We start from the raw sequence: 22617 nt of genomic DNA on the forward strand, positions 1-22617 counted from the left end.
CCTACATCGTTGGGTTAATCACAAACAAAAATGGTTGTTGATCCACTTCTGGAAACTCAACCTCTAGGGTATAAGTCTGATGAGGTCGGCTGCAGTCTAGTTCTAAACTGAGATTTCCTGGACTTAGAGACTGGGCTGATGCTTCAACACCATTCCCATAAAGTTTTAAAGTTCCATGAGTGGGTAACTCGCCTTGAACAGACAACTTTCTGTGTTGACCCTCAGACCGATATTCTACTTTCAGAGTCAGCGCACCTGCACTAGTCAGCCATTCTCTATGAGCCACCGGATTGCTCGGTGAAAGTGGCACAGTCAAATTATCCAACAGTTGTTTAGCCGCCAGCAGTGACAGCGCCATCTGTTGGCGTTCTAGGAGGGCTGAGTAATCGCTCTGAATATTCGGTATCGCCAAGACGTCTACAGAAGACCGATAGGTGCTTCTGAGTACTAATCCCGCTAAATCATTAAGCGTTTGAGTCTCATTCGGGAAAAACTCCTCCACAACTTGGACTAATTTCGCCCCAAGTGGCAAAGAAGACGTCAACAATACTTGACATTTTTCTAACAACTGCTGGAAAACTCTTTCTGGCAGAGTAATCGGCAGATTCAGCTTGGACTGCTGCGCCATCCATCCCCAGGTAGGAACTAATGCCAGTGATGGCTCGTCTACGTAGTCGGGATATTCAACTAGTTGTGTTTCCCAGGGGAATAGAGGCGGGTGGTTTTGGATTTGGATTTGTAACCGACGCTTAAGGACGGCTTGGAAACGTTCTTGCACAGTAGGAATTTCTCCCAGTTGAAAGGTCTGGGGCTTCCCTCCCAACTCCGGCTCACCACTTGGTGACGTAGTGGCTGCTTTGAGAGGGTTATCTACCCCGTCAACTTCCTCGCATTCCACCGAAAGATGCTTGTGGGTTTCGACAGTATCTGCCAAAACCCAACTAAGTAACTGGTGTTGTAAGGATTCTGAGTCACTATTCATGAGTAGATGCACCTGATCCGGACACTAAAGAGTTACGAATTTCCCAAGCTTGTTCCAGAATTTTAAACCATCGTTTTTGTAGTTGTGCCATTGACAACCCTAAAGTTTTGGCAATCTTTTCGTCTGGTTGTCCTTGTTGTTTTAACTCCAGTAAAGATTGCTGTTTCTCGTCGAGCTGTGCTGTGTAGGCTTGCCATTGCTGGGGAGTCAAGCCTAAATTTGTGTGCAAAGAAGCCTCTAGCCACTCATGCACCAATTCCCAGCGGTGTAATAAAGCAAACCTAATTAAATGATATTTAAATCGCTGCTGTAAGTAATCTCTCTGACGGGGGGTTAAGCCCAAAATTGACTCTATTTCTTGTGCTGATAAATCCTGGAGACGGAGCGAGAAATAATCAGCACAGTCAGATTGCTGTCGTTGTTCCAGATATTCCATTAATTCTGCAATCACCACAGAGCGCAACGTATCTTCTTCTGGCTCCGGTTCTGGTTGCGTCGCCATTGTCGAACGTAATTGCTGCACTGCTGGCTCTTCCCAAGAACCATCAGCTTCATTAGCACTACCTTCAGCGGCTTGTTCAATGTCTACGCTGGTTTCTGGTGGTTGCTGTTGGGAAAAAGTTTGTGCTCGCAGAATAATTAGCTGTTGCTGGCGTCCTGGAAGAGGAATTCGGCGCTTACCATAGCGCTCGGTAAATGCCATATACTCCGCTAACTCCAGCAGCGTTTTCGGGCGATAGGTAGGGCCTAGTTGATTTTCGCGTCGGAAAGCGTTTAATGCTTCCAAATAAAAACTTTGCAGAAAATCTTCAATGATTGTCAGCCGCCCTTGGTAGCTCAATTGCTTCTGAGGGGGATTAATGTAACGATAAATAATAGCACTCAGAGTACTATGTAATTCTACCCTGCCGCGATTGGAACCCAGTTGATAGTATCTGAGACACTGTTGCAGCCGATGACGGGCTAGGGTTATGGCTGAGTTTTCTACAGCACCGGAAGCTTGGATGCGTTTACTCTCATTGCAAATCCGGTATACTTCGGCAGCAATCCGTGTTGCCACATCGCGGCAATTTTGCTCCGAAGCTTTGGTTGACTGTTGAAACTCCTGGAATAGGAGTTGAAATATCACCTCCACGCCGATAGAATTTTCTCCCTGAATAGTTGCGGTTGCGGCTGAATTCATAGTCTCAGTTTCAAAAGACCCTTATATACTTAAACACAACCTGTACGACCGTGGGTGTTGGCTTTATGCATTTTGCGTATAAGCTAGGTGCATATCAATTCTGTGCTCTGGAACTTGGCTGAGTTTATTATTCCCTAGTCTGGTGAAATTTTTCACGCTGCAATAGATATTATGGCCATTACCCAGGAACCGTTTACAAGTCATTATGGATTTACCAGCACAAATTCAATTGCTAATTGATCATGCACCCCATGATGGTATAACACCACAACTTGTCACAGCAATTGCCCCCGTTTTGAATGCGATCGCGCAAAAGTTGCGCCATTACCAGTATTATATTCTCCAAAATACAGATTCTGACTGGGTTTTAACTACATTGAGCAACCGTACAAATCCGGGATTAGAAAAGCAGGTAATTTATGCTTTTCCTAGTCTACAGGATGTTACTTTAACTTTATCTGCTGGGCTTGACCCTCAGATAACGGCTACAGCTATTCCTGTCACGCACATTCTGTTTCAATTGGTGGCACTAGAGCCAGTAGATAGTATAGTTTTTTTTGAAACTCCAGGACAAACCACCAATGCGGTGGAAATTCGGCGAGTTGACATGGAAAAGCAGATTCAACAACAACTGCAGCGTAGCCGTTCACCAGGGCAGATACCACCTAACATGGCGTGAGGCTTTGGAAATAGAGAATAGGAGCGAAAAATTCCAGACCTAACCTCTCGTCTCTAGCCCCTAGCCTCTAGCGCCTAGTCTCACGCCTTTAGATCCTAATAAAGCCGACTCAGCACATAATCAGCTATGTTAATCAGTGCTTGATGGGAGTCTGAAGGTGGGATAGTAGCCAGATGTTCAACTGCTACCTTAGCATGGTGTGCCGCTAATTCGCGCGATCGCTGTATTCCCTGACTATCTTGAATCAGCGCTAATGCTTGCTCTAAATCTCCTTCTTGGGCAAACTGTCGCTCAATCAATTTTTCCAGGTATGGTTTTTCTTCTAAGGCAAAAAGAACTGGTGCAGTTAAGTTCCCACTTTTGAGGTCTGAGCCTGCAGGTTTACCCAAAGTGTCTGTGGAACTGGTGAAATCTAAAATATCATCAACAATTTGAAAAGCTAAACCAAAATGACGTCCATAGCCATATAGGTGTTCTGCCATTGCCGACGGGACTTCACTCAGCAGGCCAGCTGCTTTAGAACTGTTAGCAAATAAAGTAGCAGCTTTATAATAAGTTTTGTTCAAGTAAGTTTCAATTGAAGTGTTGGTGTCAAAGTGATTTAGTCCCTGTTGAATTTCTCCAGTAGCTAAATCCATAATCACCTGTGATAACAGCTTGACCACTTCTAAGTTATCCAAGTTTGCCAAATACCAGGAAGCTTGAGCAAAAAGAAAATCTCCCGCTTGGATAGCAATGCGATTACCGAACAAGCTGTGAACTGTGGGAACGCCCCGCCGCACCTCCGACTCATCGACTACATCGTCATGCACTAAACTAGCTGTGTGTATCATTTCCGTAATCTCAGCTAGACGGCGGTGACGAGGTGTGATGTCTTTTTCTAGCATTGTGGCCCGCGATACTAGTAGGACAATTGCTGGTCTGATACGTTTTCCCCCGGCGCCAAATAAATGTTCTGCTGCTGCGTAGAGGATGGGGTGATCATTGCCAATTAACTGTATCAGGTTATCTGCTAGTATTTGCAGGTCTGCTTCCACAGGGTTAAACATAGAGGTAGCTGACGTCATGGATAGGCGGACTCTGGCTGAGGTTACGAAAGTTTACATATCTTATACTCATTTTAAGATAATCCTGAGCCAGCGCAAAGTTTTGATTAAGGAATCCTAGATTTCCCTGAGCATCAACTTTTGAGAGCAACTAAGATCTCGAAAAGAGAGATTTTTAGATTCGGTTGTGGGATTTTCCCGTGAGCAATACGATTTCAGGTTGGTCAACATACAGCTACATCCTGTAAACACTAGTGCTGCATCTTTACAAAAAAAATATGTTTCAAGTATGAAGAGAATCCGTACAACTGTTTCAACAAGATTAACTGGATTTCCGACTTCATACTAGCCTGCGGCAAGCCGCCTTACAGGCGTCTACATACCTGAGACCTCAACCTTGAGTTGACTCATCATTTCTTGTTTGTACTGAGTAGCAAATACCAGATACTAGCCGTTAAGCGGGCTTTCTGCGGTTATCTGGTTTAAGCAGTTATGTTGTTAATAGTGGAGGGTTTTTTCGACAGTAAATAAACTGGCTTCTTAAAGCTGTTGTGATATAATTAATACAGTATTTTTACTAGAGAGAGATTTTTCTGGAAATCTGGAGTTTTTAGTTTCAGCAATTGCCACATAAACAAGTCAAGTTGTGTTAATTTCCTAGCAAATCCAATATTTAGTAATAATTAATACTTGGTTACGTAAAATCTCTAACAGTAAGGATCTATCATGTTGGGATATATGTTGGTAGTAAGAGCAAAAAGTATTATTGGTTACAATTTCCGAAAACATCCATTATCCATTACTCAATTAACCAACGCGCATTATCTGTTTTCCAGTTCAGACAAGTTTTTCTAGCTTTGTTAAAGTCAAGAAAAAATTTTTAAATTTAGCCACAAAGTTGGCTTAAAATTCGGGGTCGTTGTGTTACGCTAAAATCTAGGGATTTAAAATTTTTTAGATATTTGCTCCCGACAGGGAAATAACCTCTAAGTAATTATACTTATTAGGTGCAGTGAGTCTAGAACAAATCGTCGCAGTCAAACTCAAGAAATAAATTCTTTAGGTTGTTGGGCGGCGGACAATATTAGGCTGGAGTTGGGCGCTATCCTTAGGGAAAGTCGTTACACGTCTTGAGCGCACACTGTTTAGTCAGTAATTCTCCACCAATATTGGTACAAGTAAGATGGCGCAGACTAGGTAGAATGCTGAGGAGCGCAGCTATGTTTAGCCTTTTGGCTATCCAGCTGCTCTGGGATGTGTAGTCTGCGAAAAGTTAAATCAAATAATTAGTTGCCTGCCGTAGGGAGTTGTTCCACTACGGACAAGCTAACCTTAGTTTGTTACGACCATCAAGAGATAACTTGGTTGGTCAAAATTCAGATAGCGTTATGAAATTTCATATTAATTTTACAAAGGTGCGGGTGGAAAAATGATGTGCGGAAACATGCCTATGATGATTTTTATTTTAGCTGCTGGGTATTTATTCACCGTTTATCTATTGTTAGCACTAGCAAAGCGTACAGGTAAAAACTCTGCGCCCACCAATCATGCTCCTAAAACAGTGAATAGAAAACACCCCCTTAGCTCAAGGGTGACTGAAGTAGCTAATAGTCAATAGTCAACTTTTAACTAGTTATCCAACACAATCTTGCTGCAAATGTGACACTGTAGCATCCGTAAAACAGACCTCTTCAACTACAGGGGTGTGGCCTAACCACTGTATGCTAGATTGGGCAAACTGTCGAGGGCAGCCACTGACGACGAAGCGAGTGGGTAGTGGTGGGTGTGTATTTTTCAAGCCTAGCAGGTCTAATTCTTGGGCACAGGCGGCGACAACATGAACAGCCGGGTCAACTAATTTTACCTGAGATGGTAGGAGCGATCGCAACACCGGCGCTAGGTGAGGATAATGGGTACAGCCATAGACTAGGGTATCTATTTCTTGCTGTAACAGAGGCTCTAAATAAGAGCGTGCCACTTCCGTAGTATAGGGGTCGTGAATGCGATTTTGCTCAATTAGGGGCACGAACTCTGGACAACCGACTTGCCAAACTTGGACATCAGGGTTAATTTCCAAAATTGCGTGTCGGTAGGCGTTGCTTTTGGCAGTAGCTGGGGTAGCAATCACACCTATACGACTTCCCTGCTGGACTGCGGCTTTTGCACCTGGGAGGATAACTCCTAAAATAGGTAGGTTAAATTCTTCTTGGACTATTTCTAGTGCTAGAGCCGAACTTGTGTTGCAAGCCATAATCACCATTTTGACCTGCTGCTGTTGCATCCAGGTCAAAATCTCGCGCACAAACTGTAAAATTTCCGCTTGTGTCCGAATACCGTAGGGGAGTCGTGCTGTGTCACCAAAATAAATAACTGACTCATTAGGGAGATGACGATAAAGCTGTCGCAGTACTGTCAGACCGCCGACACCACTATCAAATATGCCGATTGGGGCGCGTTGAGGTTCTTGCTCAGAAAATTGGTAGAAATTGCCTTCAAAAACGGGAGATGAATACACAGGCAGATATTGGTTAAGGTTTTTTGATTTAAAGATACAGGATTTAGTTAAGAAATTGTCGTTGATGCAAGAAGTATGAAGTGTATCGGATCAGCGATGAAAAATCAACTTTTTAGTACATTTATACTTTGTTGGACTTGTGAGAGACTTGCTTGTGTCGTTGACGACTAAATCCTGTAAGTAAATTTAATCAAGTAATTAGATTACATTTTTACCTTTTCTGTAGATATTTGAGAATACCACGAGCGATCGCATCTGCCATACGATTTTGATAATCTGGATTTCCTAATCTGGGATTATCTTCTCGACCAGTCATATAACCTGTTTCCACTAAAATTGAGGGCATAGCACTTTTTCTGAGGACGTAGAATCGAGCTTTGCGTGTTCCTCGGTCTTTGATAGTACTAATCTCGCTCAGGATTGTTTGGCGAACTTCGTCAGCCAAACCCCTACCATTGTCATAATAATATACTTCTAACCCATTGACATCTGGCTTTCCATCTACGGAGTTAGCATGAACACTAACGAATAAAGTCGCATTCACTCGTTGTGCGATGTCTACTCGTCCTTGCAGTTCTACGAAAAAGTCAGCATCTCGTGTCAACACCGCCTGTACACCATTTTGCTGCAAAACTGACGCAATTCTTCTACCTATAGGCAGAACTACATCCTTTTCGAGTAGACCGCCAATACCAGGAGCGCCAGAATCCTTACCGCCATGTCCGGGGTCAATAACTACTAATAATTTTCCTCTGGGAACTGAGGGGCGGGGTTGTGGTTGAGGGATATTTGTAGGATTATCAACACCAATATCTGGTAACTGTCCGGTGCTTGGAGGAGGGAGAGGCGGTAAAACCAAAGGAGGAATCCCCGGACGGGTGATGACTGGTGAGCCAGAACGCTGCAATTGTAAAGCCAACAACTGACCACCCAACTGATTGAGGTCGCCAATTTGCACACCAGATGCAGGCTGTACCAACACCACCACCGTATTCGACTCTGGCTGTGGCTGCAATCTCACCCGCAAAATCGGACTATTGGCTGTTAGACTAGGGCCCCGCACTTGGGGAGATAATTGAGCATTAGCAATGGTGATGCGGAATAAACCAGAACTCCTATCCCAACCACTGGTTGCAGATAAGGCTTGGTCGCCGCGAATTAATAATTGTGTGCCGTTAGCAGCTAGTTCTATCGACTCGATGGTCGTACGGGAATTGGTCGTGGCTGGAGTGGGAGTGGGATTGGCGTTGTCATCTGATGGTAAGCGCACTACACGGGTGGGTAACACTACCAAACCGTCATTACCACTCGGTGTTACCCGCCAATCGGGACTGCTGCTATCGACTCGCAAGGTCAACCGTACTGCTGGTGGTCTGGTTTGTAGCGAGGTTAATTGCAGACGAGTGACGCCGTGTTTGTTGACTATTTGGTCATTTTGCCGTGCTAATTGGGGTGATAAACTTGCATCGGCGATGTCAATAAAGATTGTATTGCGATCTCGGCTACGAATTACTTGTGTTTTCGTATTTCCCCCATTGGTACGGATAAATAAGCCGTCTCCGGTTATTTGTAAGTTCTCAATCTGAGTTTTCCCGGCTACGGTGTTGGCACTAACAACACTATTTGTATTGTTAGCCACAGAGGTAGAGTCAGTTGTCACCACATTGTAAATATTTCTGGGGGGTGTAACTGGCGGTAAAGGAGATGTCCTCCCAGGTGTTTCGCTTGCCCTTGGAGGTTGTGGCTGTAATACAATCTCAGTGGAAGAGGCAACTTTCTCAGCTTGTGGTGTAGGTAACTGTACCGTCCAACGGCTAGCAGTAACACCCGTAAATTTTACCTGCTGCGGGTCTAAAGTGTAACCAGGAGTCAGTTCAACCACTATCCGGGTTGTTTGCTGGTCAAATTGACCTACTCGAATCGAGCGAATCGCACCCCCCACCGGTTGTGTGACTTGGGGACGCCCAAAGGTCGTATCTGGTAAGTCAATCACCAAGCGAGTTGGGTTGAAAATCAGTTGCGCTTTTGGTTGTACACCACCTGCGGTATTAATTTCCAACCGATTTTGATTGGCGTCAAAACGCCAAGATTCTAGCCTCGCTGCTAAAGCCGGCGACGATAGCATGAAGATAGTTCCGAAAGTACCGGGTAGTAACCAGTGTAGTTTCACAGTCAATTCTCCTGATTCGCATTCATGGAAGCCGTCAAGTGGCAAAATATCGGTAAATCCTCACACCGTCACCGCCCAAACTTTAACTTTGTGGCAATAAAAGAATATCGCTTTGAGGTCAAGACACAGTTATTGACGAAAAATTTTAGTATATAGCAGGAGGCACAAGGTAACTATTACTATTGCAAGCATTTACGCTTGTCATTATGTCTTAACCTATGGAACTGCGGCTATATGTTTATAGTTTTGCCATATCGCCAAAAAAGAGGAAAGGGGGTAGGGAGCTTGCAGGGGATTATTCCCGGTTAAATTCGTAATTTGTAATTGAGAAATCCAGATTTTATCTAGGTTTCAGGCTGGAAAACTGTTGTTAGATTGGGAAGAATTGGTATAAGGTAAACAAATTCTCTTTTGCAGAGGTCTAATACACTCAATACCTATTTATTGCAGTTGCCGATTCGCTAATTAACCTAGTAATAGCTACTTTTTAATGTTTAGAAAAATCTTTATGGATAGCGTGTCGAGTCATCAGTCATCTGGAAACTTGTTTAAGAATTGGGTCTTCTGAATGAAATTACAGAACTTTTCATGTTTAGTTGTGACATTTTTTCGTGCATAACTGATTAAAAAATAAGGACTATGGCGATTTTTCTGTGAACACAGTACCTAGCAGGGGAGCGGCATTTGTCGGAACATTAAATCCTCAACATGAGATGTTGTAAATGCCGCGCCCTGATTGGCAAAATACGTGATGAACTAGGTCTAGACTAACGAGGAACACTACAAAGTGCTAGGTAAAAGTCCCAGATTCTAGATTTTAGATTCTCAATATTGGTGTCTGCTATTCATGATTACTACTTAGTTGTATCAAAATCGGCATTGTTTTAGATGTATTTACTCAAAAAATGAGCATAAATCGCTTATCTCCGTTTTAAGTACTGGAGAATACCACGAGCGATCGCTTCTGCCATCTGATTTTGGTAAGCTGGGCTTTGTAGTTTGGCGACATCCTCCCGACCAGTCAAATAACCTGTTTCCACGAGAATAGAAGGCATAGAACTTTTTCTGAGGACAAAAAATCTTGCTCGCCGCACGCCGCGATTTCTCACACTCACCCTTTGCAAAATGCTGTTGTGGACAGCACGTGCTAATTCTAGACCACTGTCGTAGTAATACGTTTCTAAACCGCTCACGTCCGGACGACCAGCACCGGCTGAATTAGCGTGAATGCTGACAAACACAGCCGCATTAGCTTTTTCTGCCATTTCTACACGCCCTGGTAAGGTGACAAAATAATCAGCATTCCGGGTCATAATCACTTGTACACCATTTTGCTGTAATATCTCTGTCAACCTTCTGCTAATCGGGAGAATGATATCCTTCTCACGCACACTGCCAAGACCGATAGCGCCAGGGTCTTTACCACCATGTCCAGGGTCAACAACAACTACTACCCTTCCCAGAGGCGCTGAGGGGCGGGTTGCTGGTTGCGGTAAGGGATTGGGATTAGTAGGGTCTGGTAACTGTCCGCGATTTGGAGGAGGGAGAGGCGGTAAAACCAAAGGAGGAATCCCCGGACGGGTGATGACTGGTGAGCCAGAACGCTGCAATTGTAAAGCCAACAACTGACCACCCAACTGATTGAGGTCGCCAATTTGCACACCAGATGCAGGCTGTACCAACACCACCACCGTATTCGACTCTGGCTGTGGCTGCAATCTCACCCGCAAAATCGGACTGTTGGCTGTTAGACTCGGGCCCCGCACTTGCGGAGATAATTGAGCATTGGCAATGGTGATGCGGAATAGACCCGAACTCCTATCCCAGCCACTGGTTGCAGATAAGGCTTGGTCGCCGCGAATTAATAATTGTGTGCCGTTAGCAGCTAGTTCTATCGACTCGATGGTCGTACGGGAATTGGTCGTGGCTGGAGTGGGAGTGGGATTGGCGTTGTCATCTGATGGTAAGCGCACTACACGCGTCGGTAACACTACCAAACCGTCATTACCACTCGGTGTTACCCGCAAATCGGGACTGCTGCTATCGACTCGCAAGGTCAACCGTACTGCTGGTGGTCTGGTTTGTAGCGAGGTTAATTGCAGACGAGTGACGCCGTGTTTGTTGACTATTTGCTCGCTTTGCTGTCCTAATCGCGGTGATAAAGTTGCATCGGCGATGTCAATAAAGATTGTATTGCGATCTCGGCTACGAATTACTTGTGTTTTCGCATTTCCCCCATTGGTGCGGATAAATAAGCCGTCTCCGGTTATTTGTAAGTTCTCAATCCGAGTCTTGCCCGGTATATTATTAGCAACCTGGGTTAATTCTGGCTTGGGATTAGGGCTGACGGTAACTGCATTGTAAACATTGTTTGTCGAGTCGCTGCTAGGAGGTAAAACTGCTCTTTCTGGTGCTGGCTTAGGCAATTTTACTGTCCAACGACTGGCTGTTGCACCCACAAATTGCACTTGTTTGGGGTCTAGAGTGTAACCAGGAGTCAGTTCAACCACTATCCGGGTTGTTTGCTGGTCAAATTGACCTACTCGAATCGAGCGAATCGCACCCCCCACTGGTTGTGTGACTTGGGGACGCCCAAAGGTCGTATCTGGTAAGTCAATCACCAAGCGAGTTGGGTTGAAAATCAGTTGCGCTTTTGGTTGTACACCACCTGCGGTATTAATTTCCAACCGATTTTGATTGGCGTCAAAACGCCAAGATTCTAGCCTCGCTGCTAAAGCCGGCGACGATAGCATGAAGATAGTTCCGAAAGTACCGGGTAGTAACCAGTGTAGTTTCACAGTCAATTCTCCTGATTCGCATTCATGGGAGCCGTTAAGCTGGCAAAATATCGGCAAATCGTCACACCGTCACCACCTAAACTTTAGTTATAATGCCTTCTGACACCTCAGACTTTAACAACCAAGATAACCAGAATTTACTTCACTTCGTCAATCCCAGTTAGTTACACTTGATTGTTTATTTGATAAACAGTTGATGCATTGCGACCTGAAATTTTTACTACTTGCAAGTGATGTGCTGGGGAGGAAGGATACTATACCCTGGGTGCGGACAAAATACAGTGAAATACATTCTCAATCTGGGTAATAATCAGCAAAAAACTAAAATTATCAATCTCAGGGGACGGAGATTTGCGAATAGAAGTTTCCTGCTGCAATCGCCCGCTCTCCCTTTGTGCAACATTAGCAGATGAGACACCTAGAAAAACTGCTGGACAGCATCTAAGCATGTCTTTTTAAAAAATTTTGCCGCTGTTGTTGCAAGGAAATTGACAATAACTTTGCCGCAATCTATGTTGGTAATTATCAACTTTTTTCCAAAAAAGGTAGCGCTCATTACATTGCATCAACAATAGAAATAAGTTCTCAATTTAGGAGAATAACCGTGGTGCGAGAAGAACGCTTTGATTTGAGCAAAAAAGATTTTCCCCATCAGTTAGACTTGGCAACCGTTTGTATTTATAGTCTAAGTATTTTGTCCACAGGTCTATTTTTATTTCTACCCTTAATTAACTTGTTGCATCCGAGTCCTTGGCAGAGATGGATAGGGACAATTCATGGTTTTGGTTCCTTCTTGGCAACAATAGTTGCAGTGTACGCTGGGCATTTAGCATTTCCTTTACTGCGAGGGATCAACAAAATTCTCCCACAAATGCGTACATTAACATTTTGGTCAACAATCATAGCATTTTTAGCGATCGCAACTGGTAACTTAGCTTATACGCGATATCGTGCTGACATCAAGTTTGGTGGTGCTCATGAGTGGTTGAAAGAAAATACACCCCTCGTTACAACCGTGCTCATGGAGTACCACAAATTTAGCGTCTTATTTACCTTACCATTAGGTGTAGTCTGCACGTGGCTATTGTGGCAGTATGGCGATGAAATTTTAGCAAAGCAAAATCGCCCAGTCTTGACCCTAACTTGTCTTGGTTTAATGCTCATGATGTTTTTTGCTATGGGTGGTCTAGTTACTGGATTAGGTATCGGCAAATTCCACGGTTTATAAGTGGAATGAGAACTTATCGACTAGAAGTAGATACACTAACAACTCGAAATATTTTGAGTTGTTAGTTTCCCCATGACTAATAAATTTCATTTTCGGAATAACTTACAGATGGTAAAACAATTACAGCGCCAGAATCAGGAAAAAAATCCGCCTATATATACTGTGGTTTGGGAGTGGTGGAAACACTTTCCTTCTGGCTTAGCTCATGGTTCTAAAAGACCACCTACAGTTTCTGGTGTCGCCGCTGCTGCCATGATTAGTGTTGCTATTGGTTGTTTCACTATGATGGTGGCGCATCATTTATCCGAGACATCTATAGCCGCAGATAAAATTATTTGGTCAATTGGTAGTTGGATTCCTGGAAGCCGCAACCATAGCCCTCTGTGGGGAAATATTGGTAGTTATTCTGGTGAACAAACAGTCTTGCTTATTAGTTGGCTAGTTAGTTGGTTGATTCTGCATTCTTTATGGAAAAAAAGATCTATTAAAACCAAAACAATCTTTTTTTGGTTTTCTACTTTATTAATGGCTGCTACTATCATGAGTTGGCATCCTTTCTTTCCCTATTTTTCTCTAATTTAAATGCAGAGTATTTAAGTAATGCCGCCAGAATTAAGAAAGAGCCTAGCAAGGGAATTGCACAAATATGCCTTGGGTTTGATGGTAATTTTCTTACTATTTGCCATCACCTTTGCTCTCGCTTTTGTGCGCTTCGATCAACACGAAAAATTTGCTGAGTACCAGTTATATCTGAAGTGGTTGACAATTGAGCGCAAACTACAAAAACCTTTTGGTAAATAACCAAAGTTGCATGTATCTAGCACACTTTCAGTAATGTCTGAAAATTTCCTGGTGATATTCTGGGAAATTTTCACCGTTTTTTCGGGGCTTGGGGGAATGGAGAGATAAGGGCGTAATCTCAATTTACAAAAAATCAAGGTTTAAAGCCTCGCCCCTGGTGGGCGAAAAAATCTTTGTCTTGAAAAGTTCAGAGCGCCGGAAGCCGGCGCTCCGACTTTTCGCTGTATCCCAAGGTAGGCTTCGCCGTGAGCGTCAGTTGAATCATGACAACCGAATCAAGCATAACTACATCTCAAAAACTGCACAAATATGTTTTATTGATCTTAGTAGTTCCCATACTATTTGCGCTCACATTTCCTATCACTTGTGTGCGAGTTAGTAAAGATAAAAAGTTTGCCAATTTTCAATTTCATCTGAAATCTTTGACCATTGAAGGTGCGCCACAAAAACCTTCTGGTCAATAGTTGAGTTTTCATCCCGAAAGGTCGTCACAGTTATTTTTTAACCCACGACTATCTCTAGGAAACGGGTGCATCTGTTTCTACGTATTCGTGTGTATCTGCCTTTTTTTGCAAGTCGAAGGAACTTATAAACGCCATGGTTTTTTGACATTACGGCTATAGGCGATCGCCCCGTGAATGTTTTTGCTGGCGAAGGTAACAACCTGATTAACACTGGATCAGGTAGTGACGTCATCTATGCCGGCTCAGGTCGAAACTATATCTATGCTGGCGATGGTAACAACAGCATTTTTACAGGTACTGGTGTTAATAACATCCTTACAGGTAAAGGCAATGACCTAATCTATGTTGGAGGTAGTAACAACACCATCTATAGCGGTGCAGGAAACGACACTTTATATGCTACGGGTGGAAACAACCTGATTAATGCAGGTATAGGTGATGATACGGTTTTCATTGGTGGTGGTAAAAACAGAATCATTCTAGAAGCTGGAGAAGGTGCTGCTACTATCTTTGGGTTTGATGTCAAAAGCGATAAGCTGCGTTTAGGAGAAAGCTTACATTGTTGGGTATATAGATAGCGATCGCACTCTCAATGAAACCTTCGTCAATACGGCTGTAATTTGGGAAAAAGATGCGGAAGGAATTTATCAGCTCAAGGATTTGGGCACTTTTGGTTATGAACAAGCCACATTCAGAGATATCAACGAAGTCGGTCAAATAATTGGATCAACTAGCAGTGGTTCCGGAACTACTGCAACAAGTACGCCATTTGTGTTGAGAAACGACGAGTTTACTGCTCTTGGTAGCCTTGGTGGTAAGACGGGTTCAGTCAATGGAATTAACGATTTTGGGCAAGTTGTCGGAGCGTCTCAAATCGCTTCCGGCACAAATCATGCTTATGTTTGGAATAACGGTGTCATCAGTGATTTGAATAACTTAATCACTACACCGTTGACCTACAACGGCGCAACTGTAACCTTAAACAGTGCTGTCAGCATTAATAACTTTGGCGTGATTGTAGCGACGGGAACCTATACCTATAAAGACGCTGCAGGTCAAAATCAAACCGGAACACGTTCTTATGTGTTGAAAGCAACTGTGTAGAGTCAAATGAAGGCTCAAGTATGAAATCTGAAGTCTGAAGGCAGAATACTCAAATACCCGACTTGTTAAAAGGTCGGGTATCTATCACCTGAGCAATTTAATTAAGTTGACTTACTCGTAGATGCGGGTCAATCTGCAGTCCGAGCCGGAGAACCTACCCAAGAGGAGCCAGCCGGTAGAGATTCGCCTTTCATCAACATAGACAGATTGCCCAAGGAGGAATCGGGTTCCATGACAGTATCATAAAGAACAATAGCTGCACTGCCTACTGAACAGCGATTGCCAATCTTTACAGTTGATATCTTCATTACCCGGTCTTCAAACAGGTGGGTTTGCAAGCCACAATTACTATTCAACGCGACATCATCGCCAACATCGATTGTGTCAAATTCTGTCATATCCGTAGTATCTGTGTAAACCCGTTTACCAATCTTGCAGCCCATCAAGCGGAGATACGAATTAATAAAGGGTGTACCCCGCAAGATATCCACCAGGAATGAGACTGCAAGGGTCTCATGTAGACAAGTGATTAATTCTGATTGAAATACAAAGCGAGACCATAAGGGGTGCTCTGTGGGTTGATATCGCCCAACGATTAGCCATTTGCAGACGACAGTAATCAGCACGGCTACTAGTCCAAAACCAAGATACAAAAACGGCAAAAATAGCAGCAATGCCCATTCATCATAATAGACATCCAGTGATAGCATTTCGTCGATCAGCAGCGAACTCAAAATGAGGGTACACGTCAGTGGTAACAGGACGCGAACAGCCTCAAAACCCATACGTTGTAGCACTAAGCCCAAAGATGGCTTGTAAGTCGATTCCACCGAAAACCCCTGGACGATTTGTCGCTGTGGAAGGAGAATTCCGGGAGAACCGAACCAAGCGGTGTCTCTTTGAGCAGCTTGGGTGGTATCAAATGGAGGAGTTGACATGCAACCGATCAAGGTTTCATCACCGATGGTGACACCCGCAGGTAGTAAAGCACTGTTACCAATAAAAGACCGCTCGCCAACACGGGTTGGAAGCAAATACATCCGTCCCCGCTCAACTCTCGGCACACCCATCACCACGCCGTCAGCAATAAAGCTTTCGCTGCCAATTGTCACCAAATCGGGGATCAGGGAAGATGGGGTAGCGATTTCTGCCCGCCATCCTAGCTTGGCTCCCAACAGGCGATACCAAGGTAGCAGATATAACGTCGCATAAAGGGGGCGAATAATATTGAGACTTAATTCCATGAGCTTATCTACGTACCACAAACGCAAATAGCGATGACTGTCTAACCGACAAGAACCGGGTTTGACACGCCCAACAATTAACCACTTAAGTATGACAATTTGTAATGTCATGAAAATTACAAAAGACAAGGCAATCAGTGGTGAAAACAGCAGCCAATGTGCTTCATCACTATTGGAGTACATTTGCTCTACTCCAGGAATGATTGGCACTAGTTCCAGGACTGGCAAAGTCATCAGTAGAATGGCTTGCAAAGTACCAAAATAAATTCGTCGCAGCCGTGGGCTGTGGGGAATATTTTGTTGCTCGCTAGTTCCTACTTTGGCAGCAGGAGAACCAGCCCAAACTTCCCCAGCGATAATTCGTTGCTGCGGTGGCAGCATAGATAAGTCTTCCAGGCTGGTATCGGCTTCCATGACAGTGTTTTCACTCAGGACAGCACTAGCGCCGACAAAACAGCGATCGCCAATATCAATACAACCGATTTTCAGCCAACCCTGCTCTACTGTGGCGTTGGCTAACTTGGCTGCATAGCCGATGCTGCTGTCTGCACCGATGCTAACTAGATCCGGAATATTGATATCGACAGCGCTCAAATAAACATTGGTGCCAATCTTAGCTCCCAGTAGGCGGTAGTAGAAATTGAGTAGAGGTGTACCGCTCAAGAAGTGTATTGGTGTAATGTAGAGCAAATTTTTGACAAACCACCAACGCAGGTAAAAATTACCCCACAGCCGATATTGTCCCGGCTTGACTCGCCCCAGCACCAGCCACTTGGCCACAACCGAGAAACCCAGCATTATGGGAATAATCGCTGCCAAAGTAGCGATCGCTAAAATAAAAGACTCAAAATTGCTAGCCTGACGCTCCTGCATCCAAGTGTAGGTGAGGTAAGGTAGCAACCACTGTAAAGCAAAGCAGAAAAGAAGCACTATCAATGCCAACGCCTGAATTGTGGCGCTTGTCAAGTACCGCCTGCGACTAACACGATAGGAAGGAAGTGTTGCAGTTGACGCCTTGGGTGAAGCTGTCTGTTGCGTTAGTCGCGCTGCTAATCGAGCAATGGTGGGACACTGGTAGACATCCAGCATGGAGATGTGAGCAAATTCAGGTTGCTCTCGCATCTGAGATACTAAGCTAGCAGCCAATAAAGAATGCCCGCCTAAATCTAGAAAGAAATTACTATCGAGAGAAATCTGGACTTGAGGAAACAGTTTCTGCCATATATTGGCTATCTTCTGTTCTGTAACATTATCTGAAAGCACAACAGGTTCGACAACACCAGCGGCTTGCATCTGGCTTGGTTGTGGTAGTTGCTTGCGATTTACCTTACCACTAGGCAATGTCGGCAACTCGTCTAAGACTTCTAAGCAGGCGGGAACCATGTAGTGTGGTAGGCGGGAGCGCAAAATAGTCTGAGTTGCTGCGCGATCAAATAAGTCAGGATGCTGAAGGACAACATAGCCCACGAGCTGCTGAATTCCCGGCACAGGTTCAAACAACGATACTACAGCACTCTGAATTCCTGAGCATTCCATGAGTACTGACTCAATCTCTGACAGTTCTACCCGAAATCCGCGTAGTTTCACCTGCTCATCTACCCTACCCATAAACTGAATGTCACCATCCACCGTCCAACAACCAAGATCACCTGTGGCGTAAAGACGTGCGGTGGCTTCGCTACCATCTGTAAATGGATTAGGCACAAACTTTGTTTGCGTGAGTTCGCGTCGGTTCACATAGCCCCGTGCCAAACTAATACCACCGATGTAAATCTCACCTGTGGTACCTATGGGAACTTGCTGTCTGTCCTCATCGAGAATGTATACTTCGTAGTTGGGCAGAGGTTTGCCGATAGTGATTGGCTTGTCAGGACGGCATTCTGCCCAAGTGCTGACTACTGAAGCTTCAGTCGGCCCATAGGTATTGAGAATTCGGCGATCGGGTTTACTCCAGCGAGAGACTAATTCCACAGGACACTGCTCCCCACCCAAAATCAGCAAGCGGATTGTGGGAATATCTTCGTCCATCATCGACAGTAGTGTGGGTACGCATGAGAGCACTGTGACTCTATAATCAGTTAACAGCTTCGGTAAAGCCGGGCCAGAGCGCACCATTTGTGCAGTCCCGATTACCAAAGTTGCACCAGCTGCAAAAGTAATCCACACCTCTTCCACTGAAGCATCAAAAGCAATGGAAAATCCTTGATAAACTCGATCTGCAGCGGTGACACCATAGATTGTGCTGGCTGATTTGACAAAGTTGCAGGCACTACGATGTTCAATCTCCACACCTTTTGGTTTACCTGTAGAGCCAGATGTGTAGATGATGTAGCACAAATCCCTGTCACTGACACCAGTTTGGTCTGATTGTAGGCGATCGCCAGATTGCTTGACAATTTCCCACCAATTTTGGTCTATGCACAAAATGTTGCAGCTTAAAGATGAATATTTGTCCGAGAAAAGTGTTGTCGTTACAAGTGCTTGAGCGCCTGCGTCCTCCAAAATATAATGGATGCGTTCAGATGGATATTCAGGATCTAAAGGTATATACGTAGCTCCTGCTTTCAAGATTGCCAGCACACACAGAGGAACGTTTAAAGAGCGTTCCAATAGCATTCCCACCCGTGAGCCTTGGACAACCCCCTGAGAACGTAAAAACAAAGCCAATTGGTTTGATTGGTGTTCCAGTTCTCTATAGGTGAGACTTTGTTCTGCACAGATCAGCGCTATGTTCTCTGGAAACATCTCGGCCTGTGCTTCAAAGAAGTGATGAAGACACTCGCGCTTGGTCAAGTAATGGTTATGCGATGCACTAGCAATACCAAGACATTTATTCATAATTTAGAAGACTTGAGCGTTCAGCAGAGAAAAAATAAAACTTAGCATAGGCTAACAGTTTTTAGTTAGCTTGATTGTTATTTTTTTATTAATCATCTGTCACGCATTTAATTTGCATAATTAAACCAGGCAATATCCCAAGCCCGCAACAGTGAAGCAACCAAAATACATCACAAAATTATACTAATTTGAACAAAGAATGCGACAAATAGATTGTAGGGGCAAACGGTTGTTTGCCCTCACCCACCATGCATCTGTCGCAAAGATTATTGAAATTGGTATTAGAAAAAACAATGCAACGATAGATCTTTATAGAGAAGTTACCATGGAATATTTCTACAGGATTTAACTGTATCGTGATGAATGCGAAATCATATTACATTTTGCTAGCCTACGAAATCCCCGACTTCGCCGAGAAGTCGGGGGTTTGATTCCCTTCACATCTAAAAATTAACTCTCTTGAATATCTGCCGTTGATTCTCCACTGCTCGTAGTTGCAGTTTCAGGATCTGGAAAGACGAACCGCAACAGGGGAGGAGCTAGAAAAGTTGTTAAGATTACCATCATGATGATTGCTGCTCCTAGGGGTTTGGAGAGCGCACCGCTAGCAGCACCAACGCCAGCGAACACTAACCCAACTTCACCTCTGGGAATCATTCCCACACCAATTGCTAAACGGTTAATTCCTGGTTGACCAAAGACTGATAAGCCTGTTACCACCTTACCAATAATAGCTACTGTAATCAGGAAAATAGCCATGACTAAACCTTCTTGATTGCTGGGAATTGCTGGATTCAATACTCCTAAATCAGTTTTTGCACCGACAGTGACGAAGAAAATGGGCACTAACATATCCGCAATGGGAATAACTTGTTTTTGCAGTTCCTTGCGTTTATCTGTCTCCTCCAAAACTAAACCAGCAGCAAATGCACCGAGAATCGCTTCTAATTGGATGGCTGCGGCTAGATATGCCATGACAAAGGCGAAGATGAATGCGGGGATGACTAACTCGCCTCGTGTCTTGAGCACATTCACAACTTTGACAAAGGCTTGATTAAACACATTACCTAACAAAATCGCGCCCAGCAAGAAGGCTGTAGCGCTCACAATCAGATAGATGACTTTATATACATCTACCTCACCGTCTTTTGCTAGACTGGCTACCACTGCTAAAACGATGATTCCCAGAACGTCGTCAATGATAGCTGCACCTAAAATAATCTGTCCTTCTCTGGAATTGAGCCGTCCTATTTCTGATAACACCTTGGATGTAATGCCGATACTGGTAGCAGTTAAAGCTGCTCCCGCAAAAATTGCTGGGACAGCACTGATCCCAAATAAGGTCATTAAGCCGATAGTACCCGCAGCAAAGGGTGTAACTACTCCCACCACCGCTACTACAAATGCTTGTGGGCCTACTGCCATTAAGTCCTTTAAGTTAGACTCTAAACCAATTTCAAACAGCAGGATGATCACACCCAGTTCTGCTAAAACTGAAATCACCTCAGATTGAGCTACAAAAACTCCTTGTGCAGCTTGTGGACTTAATCCACCTGTACTCTGCAAAAATGAAATAATCACGGAACTGGAACTGTCTGTTCCACCTTCTGGAAACACCAAAAGATGCAAAACGGATAGCCCGACTAATACACCAGCTACAAGTTCACCTAACACAGGTGGTAAACCAAGGCGATTCGATAACTCCCCACCAACTTTGCTAGCGAGGTAAATCACTACTAAACTCAACAGCACAGCTGCGATTACCATTGAATTGTCCACTGGTGCTGTTGCGGTTGCCAGCAGAGGAAACGAGAAGCCGACCATATCTATAAACTGCATTGGTTGTGTGAAAATCCTTCTCTTTATTTTTACCCCTTTATGGAAAAAGACTATTTGGAGACTTTCCGTAATTTTTTAAGTTACCAAAAATGTAACCGTTGGCGTTTTTGACTGCGGCAGTGTCAAAGTGGAAACATGAATGTCAACTAAAGGCTGAAGTCTGAAGTCTGAAGTCTGAAATTACCTCACTCATATCATTTAAAGGCTGAAGTATGAAGTTTGAAGTCTGAAATTACCTCACTCATATCGTTTCTTCGGTCAATTCCATGACAGCCTATCGACAATTTCATGTATAAACATGGCAGCGCTAAGTGTCAGCGTTGCATGGTGATGCATTGAGATTGCATACCTATGCATTTATGTGGACGATAGGCAATTAAAAATTGTCTGGATATGCTTTGTTAGTAGGATCTGTAAATTCTTTTTTTTAGAGGAGTGCAAATCGTATGCATAGAGCCGCTGTATCTGGTTCTCTATTTCGTGCTGGGAATTTTTGGAAAGTTGTACCTTGGACGCTGGTATTATGCTTAGTTTTTGTCCAACCAGGCTCGGCGCAAGAAAAGGAGAGATTAGCGCGTACACTGAGTGTTAGTGGTCGCGGTGTCGAATCTATTCCCACTACTCTGTCTCAAGTTAATTTGGGGGTGGAGGTGCAAGGTAAAACCGCCGCAGAGGTACAGCAGGAAGCAGCTCGGAGATCATCGGCTGTGGTGGCGTTACTTAAAAGCCGGAATGTTGACAAATTACAAACTACTGGTATTTCTCTCAACCCAGTTTATAGTTACACCAATAATGTGCAACGAATTACTGGGTATGCTGCCAGCAATACTGTCAGCTTTCGTATTGCCACAGAGAAGGCTGGTACACTATTGGATGAAGCCGTGAAAGCGGGAGCATCGCAGATTAGCGGTGTTAGTTTTGTTGCTAGTGATGAAGCGATCGCTAGTGCTCAAAAACAAGCACTCAAAGAAGCTACCCAAGATGCTCGACAGCAGGCTGACGCTGTGTTTAGCGCTCTGGGTTTCCAAGCTAAAGAAGTGGTGAGTATTCAAATTAATAATGCTAGTGCCCCTCCACCACCGATATTACTACAACGAGCTGAGGCCAAAGGAAACGCCGGCAATATTTCTATTACGCCCGTGGTTGGTGGCGAACAACAAGTAGAAGCATCGGTAACGTTGCAAATTAGTTATTAAATTAGGGAATGGGGCAGATTTTGCCAATGCCCCATTTCCAATCTAGAAGTTTTCCGGAGGTAAATCCACACCACCTTCACCATCGCGCTTGGAACCTAACAACTCTAGCTGGTCTACGCGCACAATTGGTGTGGAACGAGTGACGCCAGAATTGCGATCGCTCCAAGTGTCAAATTTCAAGGCACCTTTGATACCAATTAAACTGCCTTTGCGGACATAGTTACCGGCTACTTCCGCTGTTTTATCCCACAGTTCCAGTGTGAACCAATCAGGCTCATCACTGTTGCGCGATCGCCGCTTGACTGCCAGTGTCAGTCTACACTTCACACTACCTGACTCAAAATACTTGATATCCGGGTCGCTGCCTACACGACCAACAAGAGTGATAACATTGATACTCATTTGCATTACCTTTCAGTACAGGCGTATTTCCTAGTTAAGAATCTATGATAACGAATTGTAAAACTCATAAAAATATGTTAATTATTTAACAATATCTTCATGACTAATGATGATACAAATTAGTATAG

Annotated in this window: 18 protein-coding genes; 9 read left to right on the plus strand and 9 right to left on the minus strand. The window is 44.1% G+C overall.

The window, feature by feature from the left end:
• Position 1 precedes the first annotated feature (1 nt).
• Both MIC7126_RS0120195 and hetZ read right to left on the minus strand, forming a co-directional pair.
• A complete protein-coding gene (locus MIC7126_RS0120195; RefSeq protein ID WP_017654970.1) occupies positions 2-982 on the minus strand; it encodes a hypothetical protein in 981 nt (326 codons plus the stop codon).
• Complete coding sequence (gene hetZ / locus MIC7126_RS0120200) at positions 975-2165, minus strand: heterocyst differentiation protein HetZ (RefSeq protein ID WP_017654971.1); 1191 nt, start codon at positions 2163-2165, stop codon at positions 975-977. The genes MIC7126_RS0120195 and hetZ overlap by 8 nt, the downstream gene beginning before the upstream one ends.
• Before the next feature lie 205 nt (positions 2166-2370).
• Between hetZ and MIC7126_RS0120205 the strand changes: the two genes are divergently transcribed.
• Positions 2371-2844 carry a hypothetical protein gene (locus tag MIC7126_RS0120205; protein ID WP_017654972.1) on the plus strand — a complete coding sequence of 158 codons (474 nt, stop codon included), beginning with the start codon at positions 2371-2373 and terminating at the stop codon, positions 2842-2844.
• Positions 2845-2939: 95 nt separating this feature from the next.
• Here MIC7126_RS0120205 and sds read toward each other — a convergent pair whose 3' ends face one another.
• Positions 2940-3911 carry a solanesyl diphosphate synthase gene (gene sds, locus MIC7126_RS0120210; RefSeq protein ID WP_026100406.1) on the minus strand — a complete coding sequence of 324 codons (972 nt, stop codon included), beginning with the start codon at positions 3909-3911 and terminating at the stop codon, positions 2940-2942.
• 1408 nt (positions 3912-5319) lie between these two features.
• On the opposite strand from sds, the gene MIC7126_RS31370 reads away from it, so the two are divergent.
• On the plus strand, positions 5320-5508 hold the full coding sequence (locus MIC7126_RS31370; RefSeq protein ID WP_026100407.1) for a hypothetical protein: 189 nt from the start codon (positions 5320-5322) through the stop codon (positions 5506-5508).
• A 15-nt stretch (positions 5509-5523) separates the two neighbouring features.
• Here the strand turns inward: MIC7126_RS31370 and murI are convergent, their stop codons facing one another.
• From murI to MIC7126_RS0120230, 3 genes are all read right to left on the minus strand, one after another.
• The gene (murI, locus tag MIC7126_RS0120220) at positions 5524-6405 is read right to left on the minus strand and encodes a glutamate racemase (protein WP_017654975.1); all 882 of its coding nucleotides are present in this window, start codon (positions 6403-6405) and stop codon (positions 5524-5526) included.
• A gap of 211 nt (positions 6406-6616) precedes the next feature.
• A complete protein-coding gene (locus MIC7126_RS0120225) occupies positions 6617-8575 on the minus strand; it encodes an N-acetylmuramoyl-L-alanine amidase (protein ID WP_017654976.1) in 1959 nt (652 codons plus the stop codon).
• 920 nt (positions 8576-9495) lie between these two features.
• On the minus strand, positions 9496-11373 hold the full coding sequence (locus MIC7126_RS0120230; protein ID WP_017654977.1) for an N-acetylmuramoyl-L-alanine amidase: 1878 nt from the start codon (positions 11371-11373) through the stop codon (positions 9496-9498).
• Positions 11374-11980: 607 nt separating this feature from the next.
• On the opposite strand from MIC7126_RS0120230, the gene MIC7126_RS0120240 reads away from it, so the two are divergent.
• From MIC7126_RS0120240 to MIC7126_RS27995, 6 genes are all read left to right on the plus strand, one after another.
• Positions 11981-12601, plus strand: coding sequence for a hypothetical protein (locus MIC7126_RS0120240; protein WP_040630448.1), 621 nt, complete (start codon positions 11981-11983; stop codon positions 12599-12601).
• 108 nt (positions 12602-12709) lie between these two features.
• On the plus strand, positions 12710-13183 hold the full coding sequence (locus MIC7126_RS0120245) for a hypothetical protein (protein ID WP_017654980.1): 474 nt from the start codon (positions 12710-12712) through the stop codon (positions 13181-13183).
• A gap of 18 nt (positions 13184-13201) precedes the next feature.
• Positions 13202-13402 (plus strand): hypothetical protein, encoded by a 201-nt coding sequence (locus MIC7126_RS0120250; protein WP_017654981.1) that lies wholly within the window; start codon positions 13202-13204, stop codon positions 13400-13402.
• A gap of 263 nt (positions 13403-13665) precedes the next feature.
• On the plus strand, positions 13666-13866 hold the full coding sequence (locus MIC7126_RS0120255) for a hypothetical protein (RefSeq protein ID WP_017654982.1): 201 nt from the start codon (positions 13666-13668) through the stop codon (positions 13864-13866).
• A gap of 170 nt (positions 13867-14036) precedes the next feature.
• Positions 14037-14444: a calcium-binding protein gene (locus MIC7126_RS0120260; RefSeq protein WP_017654983.1), complete on the plus strand. Its 408-nt coding sequence runs from the start codon at positions 14037-14039 to the stop codon at positions 14442-14444.
• Between the two features lie 82 nt (positions 14445-14526).
• A complete protein-coding gene (locus MIC7126_RS27995) occupies positions 14527-14970 on the plus strand; it encodes a hypothetical protein (protein ID WP_017654984.1) in 444 nt (147 codons plus the stop codon).
• A gap of 128 nt (positions 14971-15098) precedes the next feature.
• On the opposite strand, the gene MIC7126_RS0120270 is transcribed toward MIC7126_RS27995, so the two are convergent.
• Both MIC7126_RS0120270 and MIC7126_RS0120275 read right to left on the minus strand, forming a co-directional pair.
• Positions 15099-19052, minus strand: coding sequence for a Pls/PosA family non-ribosomal peptide synthetase (locus MIC7126_RS0120270; RefSeq protein WP_069108566.1), 3954 nt, complete (start codon positions 19050-19052; stop codon positions 15099-15101).
• A gap of 450 nt (positions 19053-19502) precedes the next feature.
• Complete coding sequence (locus MIC7126_RS0120275) at positions 19503-20891, minus strand: cation:proton antiporter (RefSeq protein WP_040629855.1); 1389 nt, start codon at positions 20889-20891, stop codon at positions 19503-19505.
• Positions 20892-21337: 446 nt separating this feature from the next.
• On the opposite strand from MIC7126_RS0120275, the gene MIC7126_RS0120280 reads away from it, so the two are divergent.
• Positions 21338-22087 (plus strand): SIMPL domain-containing protein, encoded by a 750-nt coding sequence (locus tag MIC7126_RS0120280; protein ID WP_017654987.1) that lies wholly within the window; start codon positions 21338-21340, stop codon positions 22085-22087.
• 42 nt (positions 22088-22129) lie between these two features.
• On the opposite strand, the gene MIC7126_RS0120285 is transcribed toward MIC7126_RS0120280, so the two are convergent.
• Positions 22130-22489: a single-stranded DNA-binding protein gene (locus MIC7126_RS0120285; protein ID WP_026100411.1), complete on the minus strand. Its 360-nt coding sequence runs from the start codon at positions 22487-22489 to the stop codon at positions 22130-22132.
• Positions 22490-22617 lie beyond the last annotated feature (128 nt).

The organism is Fortiea contorta PCC 7126 (assembly GCF_000332295.1).
Lineage (GTDB): Bacteria > Cyanobacteriota > Cyanobacteriia > Cyanobacteriales > Nostocaceae > Fortiea > Fortiea contorta.